Source organism: Dactylosporangium sp. NPDC051541 (assembly GCF_044454505.1).
Classification (GTDB): Bacteria; Actinomycetota; Actinomycetes; order Mycobacteriales; family Micromonosporaceae; genus Dactylosporangium.
In genome coordinates, this window is sequence record NZ_JBITDU010000002.1 from 1,181,725 (window position 1) to 1,195,064 (window position 13,340).

General features: G+C 70.5%; 14 protein-coding genes and 1 pseudogene. 9 read left to right on the plus strand and 6 right to left on the minus strand.

All coding sequences use genetic code 11. The annotated features are described in order from the left end of the window. Positions 1-14 precede the first annotated feature (14 nt). Both ACIA8L_RS13000 and ACIA8L_RS13005 read left to right on the plus strand, forming a co-directional pair. The gene (locus ACIA8L_RS13000) at positions 15-413 is read left to right on the plus strand and encodes a hypothetical protein (RefSeq protein WP_395903710.1); all 399 of its coding nucleotides are present in this window, start codon (positions 15-17) and stop codon (positions 411-413) included. Next, the gene (locus tag ACIA8L_RS13005) at positions 413-859 is read left to right on the plus strand and encodes a hypothetical protein (protein ID WP_395903712.1); all 447 of its coding nucleotides are present in this window, start codon (positions 413-415) and stop codon (positions 857-859) included. The genes ACIA8L_RS13000 and ACIA8L_RS13005 overlap by 1 nt, the downstream gene beginning before the upstream one ends. Positions 860-891: 32 nt before the next feature. Here ACIA8L_RS13005 and ACIA8L_RS13010 read toward each other — a convergent pair whose 3' ends face one another. Continuing rightward, on the minus strand, positions 892-2,271 hold the full coding sequence (locus tag ACIA8L_RS13010) for a ricin-type beta-trefoil lectin domain protein (protein ID WP_395903714.1): 1,380 nt from the start codon (positions 2,269-2,271) through the stop codon (positions 892-894). Positions 2,272-2,536: 265 nt separating this feature from the next. Between ACIA8L_RS13010 and ACIA8L_RS13015 the strand changes: the two genes are divergently transcribed. Both ACIA8L_RS13015 and ACIA8L_RS13020 read left to right on the plus strand, forming a co-directional pair. Further along, a complete protein-coding gene (locus ACIA8L_RS13015) occupies positions 2,537-3,523 on the plus strand; it encodes a ricin-type beta-trefoil lectin domain protein (protein ID WP_395903716.1) in 987 nt (328 codons plus the stop codon). A 46-nt stretch (positions 3,524-3,569) separates the two neighbouring features. Continuing rightward, positions 3,570-4,889, plus strand: coding sequence for a cellulose binding domain-containing protein (locus tag ACIA8L_RS13020; RefSeq protein ID WP_395903719.1), 1,320 nt, complete (start codon positions 3,570-3,572; stop codon positions 4,887-4,889). A 46-nt stretch (positions 4,890-4,935) separates the two neighbouring features. Here ACIA8L_RS13020 and ACIA8L_RS13025 read toward each other — a convergent pair whose 3' ends face one another. Next, entirely contained in the window at positions 4,936-5,850 is a 915-nt protein-coding gene (locus ACIA8L_RS13025; RefSeq protein WP_395903721.1) for an MBL fold metallo-hydrolase, read from the minus strand. A 143-nt stretch (positions 5,851-5,993) separates the two neighbouring features. Between ACIA8L_RS13025 and ACIA8L_RS13030 the strand changes: the two genes are divergently transcribed. Further along, entirely contained in the window at positions 5,994-6,905 is a 912-nt protein-coding gene (locus ACIA8L_RS13030) for a helix-turn-helix domain-containing protein (RefSeq protein ID WP_395903723.1), read from the plus strand. A gap of 28 nt (positions 6,906-6,933) precedes the next feature. Further along, complete coding sequence (locus ACIA8L_RS13035; protein ID WP_395903725.1) at positions 6,934-8,133, plus strand: FAD-dependent monooxygenase; 1,200 nt, start codon at positions 6,934-6,936, stop codon at positions 8,131-8,133. 7 nt (positions 8,134-8,140) lie between these two features. On the opposite strand, the gene ACIA8L_RS13040 is transcribed toward ACIA8L_RS13035, so the two are convergent. The 4 genes from ACIA8L_RS13040 to ACIA8L_RS13055 all read right to left on the minus strand — a co-directional run bounded on the left by ACIA8L_RS13040 (position 8,141) and on the right by ACIA8L_RS13055 (position 12,192). Continuing rightward, positions 8,141-8,452 (minus strand): MerR family transcriptional regulator, encoded by a 312-nt coding sequence (locus ACIA8L_RS13040; protein WP_395903727.1) that lies wholly within the window; start codon positions 8,450-8,452, stop codon positions 8,141-8,143. Between the two features lie 563 nt (positions 8,453-9,015). Next, positions 9,016-9,900 carry a carbohydrate ABC transporter permease gene (locus tag ACIA8L_RS13045; protein WP_395903729.1) on the minus strand — a complete coding sequence of 295 codons (885 nt, stop codon included), beginning with the start codon at positions 9,898-9,900 and terminating at the stop codon, positions 9,016-9,018. Further along, entirely contained in the window at positions 9,897-10,847 is a 951-nt protein-coding gene (locus ACIA8L_RS13050) for a carbohydrate ABC transporter permease (RefSeq protein ID WP_395904215.1), read from the minus strand. Before ACIA8L_RS13050 ends, ACIA8L_RS13045 begins: the two co-directional genes overlap by 4 nt. Before the next feature lie 73 nt (positions 10,848-10,920). Beyond that, on the minus strand, positions 10,921-12,192 hold the full coding sequence (locus ACIA8L_RS13055; protein WP_395903732.1) for an ABC transporter substrate-binding protein: 1,272 nt from the start codon (positions 12,190-12,192) through the stop codon (positions 10,921-10,923). Between the two features lie 47 nt (positions 12,193-12,239). On the opposite strand from ACIA8L_RS13055, the gene ACIA8L_RS13060 reads away from it, so the two are divergent. The 3 genes and pseudogenes from ACIA8L_RS13060 to ACIA8L_RS13070 all read left to right on the plus strand — a co-directional run bounded on the left by ACIA8L_RS13060 (position 12,240) and on the right by ACIA8L_RS13070 (position 13,302). After that, positions 12,240-12,746, plus strand: coding sequence for a glycoside hydrolase N-terminal domain-containing protein (locus tag ACIA8L_RS13060; protein WP_395903735.1), 507 nt, complete (start codon positions 12,240-12,242; stop codon positions 12,744-12,746). Next, positions 12,695-12,880, plus strand: a pseudogene (locus ACIA8L_RS13065) (glycoside hydrolase N-terminal domain-containing protein); the annotation flags it as partial. The gene ACIA8L_RS13060 and the pseudogene ACIA8L_RS13065, both read left to right, overlap by 52 nt. Then, positions 12,811-13,302, plus strand: coding sequence for an RICIN domain-containing protein (locus tag ACIA8L_RS13070; RefSeq protein ID WP_395904216.1), 492 nt, complete (start codon positions 12,811-12,813; stop codon positions 13,300-13,302). The pseudogene ACIA8L_RS13065 and the gene ACIA8L_RS13070, both read left to right, overlap by 70 nt. The last annotated feature ends 38 nt before the right edge of the window (positions 13,303-13,340 follow it).

The window sequence follows — 13,340 nt, forward strand, 5'->3', positions numbered from 1 at the left end:
CGTACACTCTCGGCATGTCGACGCCGCCGCCCCGTTTCGTCGCGGCCCGGCTCCTCGTGTTCATCCAGCTGGCGATGGTCGTCTGCTACGTGGCCGGGATCGCGGTGCCATACCTGCTGACGTTCACGGTGCACGGCGTCGATCACTGCACCGGCGGGTGCCGGGCCCCGGGCGATGTCTTCGGCGGTGCCGCCGTGGCCCTGATGATCCCCGGCCTGATCATCACCCTCGTCGGGCCGATGTTCGCCGTCATCCTCCTGCTGATGTCGTTCACCTCGCTCGCCCGGCGGCGCCGGGACATGCCCGCGGCGCTGCGGCGGTGGCTGTTCGCGGCCTCCGGGCTGACCCTGGCCTTCCTGGCCTTCTCCCTGTCGCCGCCGGGCCGGCAGCTGCTGAACTGGGTGCTGGACTGATGACGAATGCGCTGTGGCGGGTCCAGCTCACCCTGGTGTGGGCCTGGGGGCTCGCGGTCTTCGGCTTCCTCTTCGCGCTGCTGGGCGGGCCGCACGGCGGCAACAGCGACAGCGTCTACGACATGGTGTACGCGCCGCTGCCGGACGGGGTGTCGGTGCGCGGCACGGCCGCCAGCCCCTTCACCTGGCTCACCGCCGGCGCCATGGCGGTGGCCTGGCTGGCGCCGCTGGCCGCGGTCGTCCTGGCGTGGCTGGGCCGCCGGGCGCTGCGGCGCGGCGGGGAACTCGGGCTGCGGGACCGGGTCCGGGCCGGCACGCTCGCGGCGGTCGTCATCGCGGCGAGCTACCTGACCCCGGTCGGGTGGACGCTGGTGTACGGCCTGACCCGCTGGACGGCGATGAACATCTGGGGCGAAGGGCCGGACGCCGGAAGCCTGGGCGACTGACCGCCGGCGTGGCGACCGCCGCGGGGGGCTCGTCAGGCCCGGGTCCAGGCCTGATTGGCGCCGCCGTTGCAGGTCCAGACCTCGACCTTGGTGCCGTTGGCCGTGGCGGCGCCGGTGACGTCCAGGCACAGGCCGGACTGCGCCCCGGTGACGGTGCCGTTGGCGTTGACGCTCCACTGCTGGTTGGCGGCGCCGGTGCAGGTGGCGATCTGGACGGCGGCTCCGGGCGCCGTCGACTGCCCGGCCACCTCGAGGCACTTGGTGCCGTACACCGTGAGCTGTTTGCCGGCGGTGAGCGTCCAAGACTGGTTCGCGCCGCCGTTGCAGTCCCAGATGGCGACCTGGGTGCCGTCGGTGGTGGACCGGTTCGGCACGTCCAGGCAGCGGTTGGAGCCCGCGCCGCGCAGGACGGTGCTGCCACCGTCGTCGCCCGTCCCGACCGTCCCGGTCACGGTGTCGACGCTCCAGGCGCTCCGGCAGGTCATCGTCACGGTCGTACCACTGATCGTCAGCGGCTGCCAGACGTAGCGGGAGTCGGCCAGGTTGCCGGGGTTCCAGCGGTCGCCGAGGAACAGGTAGCTGGTGCCGCTGCTGCCTTGCACGGGCAGGATGGCGGTCGTCTGGGAGTTGCAGGTGTTGGTGCCGGCCGGCGCGAAGCTGCGGAACGCGCTCCATGCCCCGGTGATCGCGGTGGCCGTCGTGTACTGGTTGTCGTTGGTGTTCCAGCCGGTCAGGTGCGAGCCGAACAGGTAGTACGTGCCGTCGATCTTCACCATTGCCGGCGACTCGTACTGGTTGAGCGTCTTGACCAGGGCCGCCACGCTGAGGAAGTCCGGAGCGAGCTGGTAGATCTGCAGTTTGGCGTTGGTGCGGTCCTCGCTGAGCAGATATGCGGTGCTGCCGTCGAGGAACAGGTTGTCGTCGAGGCTGTCGTGGCCGGCGGGCTTGAAGCTGCCCCGGTATCCGTAACTCCCGCAGATGCTGCTGCTGGTCGCCACCCCGGTCCGGCGCTCCGAATAGCCGGTGTTGTCGATGTGCATGTACATCACGTATGTGGCCGTGGCGGCGTTGTAGATGACGTGGGGCCGCTCGACGATGCGGTTCGGGCCGAGGTCACCGGCGGCCTGGCGGGTCAGCACGTTGGCGACGAACGTCCAGTTCTTCAGGTCGGCCGACGAATAGCACGTGATGTTCTGGAACGGTGAGCCGCTGGTCTTGTCCTCGCCGAGCCAGTAGTACGTGCCGCCGACCTTGGTGATGCCCTCGCCGTGGGCCTGGATGACGTGCCCGGCGGTGTCGGTCCAGACCGCGCCGGGCGTGATGGTCACCGCGGCCGCATGGGCCGGGACGCCGCTGCCGAAGCTCAGTCCGATGGTGGCGACCAGGACGATGAACAGTCGGCGCACCAGCATGGCGGTCCCTTCACGCACTGCCAATCATATCGATGACGATCGACAATAACACGGATTTCCGAGCGACCTTTTCACCGTTCCCCACATAACGCTTTTCTCGAAGGCAATTTCAGGTCGGCAGTTACCTGGCAGGACGCAATAACGGATGCAACTTTCATGACCCACCGGGCGCTTTGGATGACATTTCCGAAAGCACTTGCCGGAATTACCGGAAAATCGACGACACTCCATGCATCGATCCGGTTCGACATTGCGAGGTCTTCGCATGGTGCAACGAGCGAGTCAGCGGTCCGGGCGCCGTCGCAACACCCGGCCGACGCGGGCGACGCCGGTGTCGCGCGCCCTGGCCGCGCTGGCCGGAGTGCTGCTGCTCGCGGCCGGCGTGCTCGCCGGGCCGGCGGCGCCGGCGCACGCCGCGACGGCCGTCACCGTCAACGGCGCGTCGGGCGGGCGGACGCTCGACGGTATCGGCGCGGTCAGCGGGGGCGGCGGCAACAGCCGGCTGCTGATCGACTATCCGGAGCCCCAGCGCAGCGACATCCTCGACTACCTGTTCCGGCCCGGCTACGGCGCGGCGATGCAGATCCTCAAGGTCGAGATCGGCGGGGACACCAACTCGACGTCGGGGGCCGAGCCGAGCCATGAGCACACCCGCGGCAGCGTCGACTGCAATCGGGGCTACGAGTGGTGGCTGATGGCGCAGGCCAAGGCCCGCAACGGCAGCACCCTCAGCGGGGTCGTCGACGGCACGACGGTCGGCACCGTCTCGGACTCCGCCTGGGTCGCCGGGCAGGTCGGCTACGGCACCGGCCAGGGCGTCACCGCCCAGTTCGACAACCTGTCCGTCACGCCGCTCGGCGGCTCCGGCTCCCCCAGCGGCGAACTGCGCAGCGCGGCCGCCAACCGGTGCCTGGACGTCAACGGCGCCGGCCAGGCCGACGGCACCGTCGTGCAGATCTGGGACTGCAACGGCGGCGCCAACCAGCAGTGGACCGCGACGTCGGACGGCCGGCTCACGGTCTACGGCAGCAAGTGCCTGGACGTGCCCGGCACCGCGTCCGGGACCCGGGCCCGGATCTGGACCTGCAACGGCGGCGCCGGCCAGCAGTGGCGCGTCAACACCGACGGCACGATCACCGGCGTCGCGTTGGGGCTGTGCCTGGACGTCAACGGGGCCGGCACGGCCAACGGCACCGCTGTGCAGCTGTGGACCTGCAACGGCGGCAGTAATCAGCAGTGGATCCGCGACTGAGCGGCGTCCCGCCCGCATCGCCGGGCACGAATCGAAAGGAGAGGCAGTGACGAAACGCAGATACGGGGTGCCGATACTGGCCGCGCTGGCGGTCCTTGTCGCGGTCACGATCGGGCCGGCCCTCAGCAGCCGGGGTGCGACCGCGACCGCCGCGACCAGCGGCGTGCTCGCGGCGACCGCGGGATGCGGCCAGGCTCCGGCGCTGAGCAGTGGCACCCGCACGATCCAGAGCGGCGGCCAGAATCGCACCTACATCCTCAGGGTGCCGGACAACTACGACGCCAACCGCCCGTACAAGCTCATCTTCGCCATGCACTGGCTGAACGGTACCGCCGCGAATGTGTCTTCCGCGGGCTTCTACGGATTGCAGCCGCTGTCGGGCAACAGTGCGATCTTCGTGGCGCCGCAGGGTATCGACAACGGCTGGGCGAATACCAACGGCCGGGACCTGACCCTGGTGGACGACCTGACCCGGCTCATCGAGGGCGGCCTGTGCGTCGACACGACGCAGCTGTTCGCGCTCGGCTGGAGCTACGGCGGCGCGATGAGCTATGCGATCGCCTGCGCCCGGCCAACCGTGTTCCGGGCGGTCACCGTGCTGTCGGGGGCGAACCTCAGCGGGTGCAACGGCGGCACGCAGCCGGTGGCCTACTTCGGCATCCACGGCACCCACGACAGCGTGCTCAACATCTCGAACGGGCGGTCCCTGCGCGACACGTTCGTGCGCAACAACGGCTGCACCGCCCAGAGCCCGCGTGAACCGGCGCAGAACAGCCTGACCCACATCACCACGACGTACTCGGGGTGCCGGTCGGGCTACCCGGTCCAGTGGGCCGCGTTCGACGGCGACCACACGCCGAGCCCGGTGGACGGGTCCGGCTCGCCCAACGACGCCCGGACCTGGACGTCGGGCGAGATCTGGAAGTTCTTCTCGCAGTTCCAGGGCACCGTCCCGCCGAGCAGCCCGCCGGTGTCGTCGCCGCCGCCGAGCAGTCCCCCGGTGTCGTCGCCGCCGCCGAGCAGCCCGCCGGTCTCGTCCCCGCCGCCGGTCAGCGGACAGCCCGGCGCCTGCGCCGCGACCTACCGGATCGTCAACAGCTGGCCCGGTGGCTTCCAGGGCGAGTTCACCGTGGCCAACGGTGGCTCGAGCACCCTCAGCGGCTGGACGACCCGCTTCACCCTCGCCAGTGGCCAGAGCATCAGCAGCCTCTGGAACGGCGTCAATACCGGTACCTCCGGCAATGTCACGGTCCGCAACGCCACCTACAACGGCACCCTCGGTGCCGGTGCGACGACGACGTTCGGGTTCACCGCCACCGGCGCGAGCTCGCCGGCCCCGGCCGCCGTCACCTGCACCAGCCCCTGACCGCCGGCCGGTGCGCCCTTGGTGGCGCACCGGCCGCCGGCCGCGCTCAGCCGCTGACCGCGCTGGTCTGGATCGGCTCCCAGCCGTCGATGGCCGGGCGGCCGTCCCGGCGGGTGATCCGGGCCGCGCCGGTGCCCTGGAAGTGCGCCGGCAGGATCAGGGACCGCCGGTCGGCCGCGGCCTCGAGGAGCCGCTCCCGGCTGGCGGCGGCGCCCGCCGGGTCCTCGCAGAAGCAGCTCGCGAGGTGTGGCTGCGTGACCTGCAGCGGGCTGTGCAGCAGGTCGCCGGCGAACACCACCGACTCCTCCCCCGACTCGAGCGTCACCACCGCGGAGCCGGGCGTGTGGCCCGCGGCCAGGCTCAGGGTGAGCGCGGCGTCGAGGCTGTGCCGCTCGCCGTCCCAGATCCGCAGCTGCCCGGCCGCGGCCACCGGCGCCACGCTGTCCTCGAACGCGTTCTGATTGCCACGCCCGAAGCCCGGGGTGTGCGGCCCCTGCGGGTCCCAGAACTCGTAGTCCGCCCGGTGGACGTAGTACGCCGCGTTCGGGAACGTCGGCACCCAGTCGCGCCCGTCGAGCCGGGTGTTCCAGCCCACATGGTCGAGGTGGAGATGGGTGTTGACGACGATGTCGACGTCCGCCGGGGTCACGCCGAGCGCGGCCAGCCGCTCCAGGTAGTCGCTGGAGTACCGCGACCAGACCGGCACATACGGGCGCTCCTTGTCGTTGCCGAGCCCGGTGTCGATGAGCACCACCTTGCCTTCGCTGCGCACCACCCACGTCTGCACGGCGGTGCGCACCTGGCCGTCGGAGCCGACGAACTCCGGCACCAGCCAGTCGCTCGCCGCCTGCCACAGCGCCGGGTCCGAGCCGGGGAAGAACTCCCCCGTGCCGAGCCCCACCGGCGCCGAGAACTCGACCACGCGGGCCACCCGCGCCGCGCCGACCTGCAACTCGTCCATCTGTCCACTGCCTCCGATCGGGCCGCCACGGCGTGCGGCGGCGGCTCCGAGACTGCCCGGCCCGGGTGGCGCCGGCCACGCCCCGCCGTGGCTACCCCGGCCAGGGGTTGGCTCCCGCACGCGTTGTGCCACACACTCGGGACGTGGACGATCCCGGACCGCTCGGCACCTTCCTGGCCAGCCGGCGCGCGCAGCTCCAGCCGCCGGACGTCGGGCTGCTCACCTACGGTGAGCGCCGCCGGGTGCCGGGGCTGCGGCGCGAGGAGGTGGCGCAGCTCGCCGGCGTCGGGTTCTCCTACTACTCCCGCCTGGAGCAGGGCCAGTCGCTCAACGCCTCGCCCGAGGTCCTCGACGCGATCGCCCGGGCGCTGCGGCTCACCGAGACGGAGCGGCGCCACCTCCACGCGCTGGCCCGGCCGCCGCGCCCGGCCCCGGCCCGCACTCGCGACACACCGGAGCGGGTGACGGAGGAGACGCGGCACCTGCTGGCCGCGATGGGCGACGCGCCGGCCCTGGTGCTCGGCCGCCGCACCGACGTGCTGGCCTGGAACCGCTGCGGCCACGCCCTCTTCGCCGGCCATCTCCCGTTCGCGGCGCCGGACCGGGCCGCCGGCCGCCCGAACATGACCGGCCTGGTGTTCCTCGACCCGCACCTGCGCGACCTGTACGCCGACTGGCCCGCCAAGGCGCGCGCGGTCGTCGGCAACCTCCGGCTCCTGGTCGGGCGCGACCCGCAGGACCCGGCCCTGCGCCGCCTCGTGGGCACGCTGTCGATCGAGAGTGCCGAGTTCGCGCGGCTCTGGGCCGACCATCGGGTCCGCGACTGCGACGTCGCCGGCTACTCGATGCGCCATCCGCTCGTCGGCGAGCTCACCGTCACCCAGCAGGCGCTCCCCGTCCCGCTCGCGCCCGGCCAGCGCCTCGTCGTCGCGACCGCGCCCGCCGGCAGCGACGCCGCGGTGAGTCTGTCCCTGCTCGCGCACCTGGTGTCCGCCCCGCCGGAGCGGCCGGTCGGGCTGGACACGACGGCCGGCGGGGGCAAAAAGCACGTGTGAGCCCCGTGGCGGCGGGAACCGGGATGGTATGCAGACGGCGCTGATCTCCGGGGCGGGTGTGGCCGGTACCGCCGCCGCCTATTGGCTCGACCGATTCGGCTGGCGGGTCACCATGCTCGAGCGGGCGGAGACGCTGCGCACCACCGGGCAGAACGTCGACGTCCGCGGCGCCGGCCGGGACGTGATCCGCCGGATGGGCCTCGATGACCGTATCGCCGCGTCCGGCACCGGTGAGGTCGGCACCCGGTTCGTCGACGCGCGGGGGCGCACGGTCGCCGAGTTTCCCGCCGGCACCGGCGACTCCGACGGTGCCACCGCGGAGCGCGAGATCCTGCGCGCTCAGCTCGTGGCCGCACTCGACGACGTCCTGCCCGACCGGGTGGAGCACCGCTTCGGCGACGCCATCACCGCCGTCGGACAGCACGGTGACCGGGTCGAGGTGACCTTCCAGCACGGCCGGCCACAGTCGTTCGACATCCTCGTGATCGCTGAGGGTATCCGCTCCGACACCCGCGACCTCGTCCTCCCGGGCCGGGTCCACATCCGTGATCTCGGCCAGTACATCGCCTACGGGGCGATTCCCCGCCTCGACCGCGACGACCGCTGGTGGAACTGGCTGCCCGCCGGCCGGGGACGGGCGGTCATGCTCCGCCCCGACAACCTCGGCACCACCCGGGCTTCGCTGGCCTTCCTGGCACCACCGGAGGGTCTCGAACGCCTCGAGCCGGACCGGCAGATCGCGCGGCTGCGCGAGGTGTTCGCCGACCATCCCGGTCCGGCGCGGCGCATCCTGGACGCGCTCGCCGGCGACCACGGCGACTTCTACCTCGACCGCGTCGCCCAGGTCCGGCTGCCGTCCTGGACCAGCGGCCGGATCGCCGTGGTCGGCGACGCCGCCTACTGCCCGTCACCGATCAGCGGCATGGGCACCAGCCTGGCCCTGACCGGCGGGTACATCCTCGCCGGCGAGCTCGCCACCTGGCGCGACCACCGCGACGCGCTGCGCCGCTACGAGGAGCGGATGCGGCCGTACGTCGCCAAGGCCCAGCAGCTGCCACCGGGTGCACCGCGCCTCGCGAACCCGCGCACCCGGGCGGGGGTGGCACTGTTCAACACCGGCCTGCGCCTGGCCGCGTCCCGACCGGCCCGCGCACTGGGCGGCCGCCTGTTCACGCCGCCCGCCGAATCCATCGACCTGCCCGACTACGGGCTCATCCGGCACGGCTAGGGCGGCGCTACTCAGGGTCGGGTGGATTGCGCTCCGCGTTGATCCGGAGCGCCTCCTCGAGCTGGTCCTCCAGGATGATGATCCGGCAGGCGGCCTCGATGGCGGTGCCCTCGTCGACCATCTGCCGGGCCCGGGCGGCGAGGCGCAGCTGGTAGCGGGAGTAGCGGCGGTGTCCGCCGGCGGAGCGCTGCGGCGTGACGAGTTTCAGCTCGCCGAGGCGGCGCAGAAAGTCCTGCGAGGTGCCGACGATCTCCGCGGCCCGGCCCATGGTGTAGGCGGGATAGTCCTCGTCGCCGAACATGTCGTCGGACTGCGCCATGAAACCTTCCGTGTCGAGGGCCCCGGCGCATCGCGCCGGGGCCCAAGGGTTATGGGTCAAACACCATCTACCGACGTGAACGCCGGGTTGTCGTATCCGCCTCGAACGCCGTAGACAGCGTCGAGTGCGAGGATCGCTTACTCGTGACCGAAGACCACCTCTCGTTCGATGGAAACTACGGTGTCCGCCCGGCCAGAACGCGGCCGACGCGGGCGATCCAACGGTGTAAAGCCCTCCCTTTCCTCTGCTGCGTCTTCAACTGTCAGGTGTTGCTGTGGTGCACCCGCGGCAAGCAGGGACGACGCAACGTCCCGCGCCAGCGGGGGTACTGCTCTACGGGCAATGCCACCAACACGATCTCTGGCTCACCCGTCCTGCATCCAACTCGCCGCCCAGCTGTTGGGGCGACCCGTCAGCGTCTTTCCATACCGTCTTGCTTCAACACGAGAAACAGTAGCAGCCCCCCATCAGCATTTCTAGCCTCCGCAGCAGAGATTTCCTGATTCACCCGATGGAGTTATCCGATGACCGTCAGCTGATCGCCGATCGCGGCTCCGCGGCGATCAACCTTTGAAGGCGCCCTCCATGATGCCGCTGACCAGACGTCGGCCGACGAAGACGAACAGCACCAGGAGGGGCACCGTGGCCAGGAACGAGCCGGACATCGCCAGGCCCAGATCGATGTCCCGGCTGCTCTGCAGTGCCTTGATGGCGATCTGGATGGTGTAGTGCTCCGGCGACTTGAGGACGATGAAGGGCCACAGGAAGTCGTTCCAGGCGTTGACGAACCCGAACAGGCCGAGCACGAAAGCCGCGGGCCGCACCAGCGGGAAGGCTACCCGCCAGAAGATCTGCCAGGTCGTCGCGCCGTCCACCCGGGCGGCCTGCATGAGTTCGTCGTCGATGGTGTGGGCGATGTGCTGGCGCATCCAGAAGATGCCGAACGCGCTCACCAGGCCGGGCACGATGAGCGCCGACAGCGAGTCCACCCAGCCGAGCTCCGAGATGATGAGGTACTGCGGGACGACCGCCAGCTGCGTGGGCACGGTCATGGTCAGGACGACGATGAGCAACAGGGTGTCGCGCCCGCGGAAGGACAGCTTGGCGAACGCGAAGCCGGCCAGCGCGCACAGCAGCGCCTGACCGACGCCGACGGCCGTGGCCACGACGAGGCTGTTGAGCAGTGCGTTCACGAACGGCACCGTGTCGAGGACCAGGCCCGCCAGGTGCAGGAAGTTGCGGCCGGGCAGCAGATGCGGCGGCAGGCTCGTCGCCGTGGCCGAGTCGGTCGTCGACACCACGAACATCCAGTAGAGCGGGAAGACACTGAGCAGGACCATGATGCCGAGCAGACCGTACACCCACCAGGAGATCCCGTTGGCCGGGCGGCGGCGATGCGGGTGTCGCGCCACGGCGGGCGGTGCGCTGGGCCGGGGTCTGGTGTTCATGGACGCTCCGCGCGAATCCGGCTGGCGAGCAGGTAGTTGACGGTGGCGATGACGACGACCATGACGAAGAGCGCCACGCCGATCGCCGAGCCGTAGCCGAACTCGAAACGGCCGAAGCCCTGCTCGTACAGGAAAAGGGTGAGGGTCTGACACTGCCGGGCCGCGCCGCACGTCAGCGAGCCCGGGCTGACCAGCAGCGGCTCCGTGAAGACCTGCAGGCCGCCGATGGTGGACGTCACCACCGTGAACACGATGATCGGGCGCAGCGACGGGATCGTGATGTGGCGGAACTGCCGCCAGCCGCCGGCACCGTCCACCGCCGCCGCCTCGTACACCTCGCGGGGCACCGCCTGCAGCGCGGCCAGATAGAGCAGGGTGTTGTACCCGGACCAGCGCCACATCACCATCGTGGCGATCATGATGTGGCTGCCGAGCACGGATGCCGTGAACTCGATGTGCGTGAATCCCAGCAGCCCGATCAGCCAATTGAGCAGGCCGTAGTCGCGGTCGAACATCTGCGCGAAGACGATCGTGGTCGCGGCGACCGAGGTGATGTAGGGAACCAGGACCGACATCCGCAGGAACGTGGGTGCCCGCAAGCGGGCGTGATTGAGCGCATGCGCCACCGCGAGCGCGAGCGCGAGCTGCGGCACGGTCGACAACGCCCAGATGCTCAGGGTGTTGCGCAGCGCGCCCCAGAAGCGCGGATCGTCCAGCAACCGCTCGAAGTTGGCCAGGCCGACGAAGGTGTGCTCCCCGATGGGGTTCCAGTCGAACAGGGCGACGTAGAAGGTGAACAGCAGCGGGAACAGACCGAAGACGGCGAACAGCACAAAGAACGGCGCCACATACGCGTAGGGCGCCATCCGCTCGCGTGTACCCAGTCGCACCGTCCCGGTTCGTGGCGCAGGCACCTTGGATGCCGCCGCGGGCACGGGACCGAGCATGGTCGTCACAGCGATCGCCCTTCCCGGCCGGCGACGCCCGGAGCCCTCCGGCCGTCGCGCACCGGCCGTCCGTTCATCCCTTGACAGCGTTCTTGACGTTGGTCATGGCGGTGCCCCAGGCCTTGTCGGGCGGGAGCTTGCCCTGCTCGACGCTGGTCAGCACGTTGAGGAACTCGGTGCCGATCGGGCCGTCCTCCAGGCCGATGTAGAACGGCTTGAGCTTCGTCACGGACTCGGTGTAGATCTTGCCGATCGGCGCGTCGGAGAAGAACGGGTCGGTTCTCGAGACGAGCCGGGGATCGGTGTAGACCGCCGGGGTCGTCGGCAGCGCCCCGGTGAGCAGGAAGTGGTCGAGCTGCCCGGCCGGCGACTGGGTCTCGGTGATGTACTTCCACGCGGCCTGCGGATGCTTCGCCCGCTTGGGGATGGCCAGGTAGCTGCCGCCCCAATTGCCGGCCCCGCCGGGGATGGCCGCCACGTCCCACTTGCCCGCGGTGCCGGGGGCGTTCGTGCGGATGGACCCGAGCATCCACGACGGCGCGGCCACCACGGCGAAGTCGCCCTTGCCCATCGCCGCGGTCCACCCGGCGGAGAACGAGCCCTGCTTCGCGGTGATGTTGGCCTCGATGGCCTTGAGGGCCAGGTCGAAGGCGTCCTTCACCTGAGGGTTGCGGTCGTAGGACAGCGTCCGGTCGGCGTTGGTGTAGTACCGCTCGGTCCCCTGGTTGATGGCCTGGAAGTAGACGCTCGTCGGCGCGTTGTCCAGGAACTGCTTGCCGCCGGAGGCCTGGACGTACCGCTTGCCGGTCTCGATGAAGGCATCCCAGGTCGGCCAGAGTTTCGAGACCTCGTCGCGGCCGGTCGGCAGGCCCGCCGCCTGGAACAGGTCGGTCCGGTAGGCGATCGCCAGGCCGCCGACGTCGGTCGGGATGCCCACGATCTTGCCGTCCTTGGCGGTCGACTGGCTCATCACCCAGGGAAGGTAGTCGCCCTGCCGCTTGTCGGCCCCGAGCGTCGCGAGATCGAGGAAGTTGTCGGGGGCCTGCATGAACTTGGGGAGATCGTCGCCCTGGATGAGCACCAGGTCGGGCACCTTGCCGCCGGCCAGGGCCGCGGTGAGGGCCTGGGCCGTCTCACTGGTGCTGCCGACCTCCGTCAGCTTGATGTTGGTCTCCGGGTGCGCCTTGGTGTAGCGCTCGACGTCGGCCTTCTGGTTGATGCCGGTGAAGGACCAGAACTCGAAGGTGTTCGCCCCCGATCCGGCGCCGGTGTCCCCGCCGGAGCAGGCCGAGCTGAGCAGCAGCGCAGCGGCGATGACGATCGTTGTGGTGATGCGGCGATGCACGTGGCGCCTCCGGGAGTGTTGTCGGCTGCCGGTGTCGAGGCACTGAGGTGCTGTACCCACTGGAAGGTAAGTCGTATGATGTGCCTCGTCAATATCGATCAATCTCCATGGATAAATGCCCGGCCCCGCGTATGCAACTTCCACCGCTGCACCCTTGGCGGCGTCTGTTCAGTTCGGAATTCCGTTCTGAAGAGTGGGCCCATCCGGTCATCCGCCCGTTGCCGAAACAATGCACCTCCGAAAAGGAGACTCCCTTGTCCGACGTCCCCGCCGAACACACACCGCGACGCGCACCGGCAGGTGCTGATCGCGAGCGCCGCCTGCCGCTGTCCTGGACGGCAACCCCGGCCTCCGCCGCCGCTCCGCCGGAGGTGGGCGCGGCGAACGGTCTGGCGTTCTGGTACGAGCAGGGTGCCGGCACCGACTGGCTGCGGGCCCTGCCGATCGGCAACGGCCGGCTCGGCGCCATGGTGTTCGGCAACGTCGACGTGGAGCGCCTGCCGTGGCCGGTGTCAGCTACCTGCAGAACGGCGTACGGTGGCGCCGTGAGGTGATCGCCAGCGCGGCCGACCAGGTGATCGCGGTGCGGCTGAGCGCCGATCGGGCCGGTTCGATCACCTGCTCCGCTGCGTTCGACAGCCCCCAGCGCACCACGCTGTCCAGCCCGGACGCCGCCACCGTGGCCGTCGACGGCGTCGGCGGGGACCTGCGGGGCCTGACCGGCAAGGTCCGGTTCCGCGGCTCGACGGCGGTGGCACTGTCGCCTCCGGCTCCGCCGTCAAGCAATGGGGCTGGGCCGGCAGCACCAACCTTCAGTGGCAGCTGATCGACCTCGGCGGCTGGTACCGCATCGTCAACCGCACGAACGGCCTGGTCCTCGACAGCGCCGGCAACGCCGCCAACGGCGCGCCGTGCCGGCAGTCGACCTGGAACGGCGGCAACAATCAGCAGTGGCGGCTCAACGACGCCGGCAGCGGCCGCCGTCAGATCATCAACCGGGGCACGGGTACCGCGATCGACGGCATGGGCAACGCGACGGCGGGCTCGACCGTGGCGCTGTGGGCGCCGAACACGAACACCAACAACCTCTGGACGGTCACGACGCTGTGACCGCCGGGGTGACGGCGCGGGCCGGTTCCGCCGAGTGC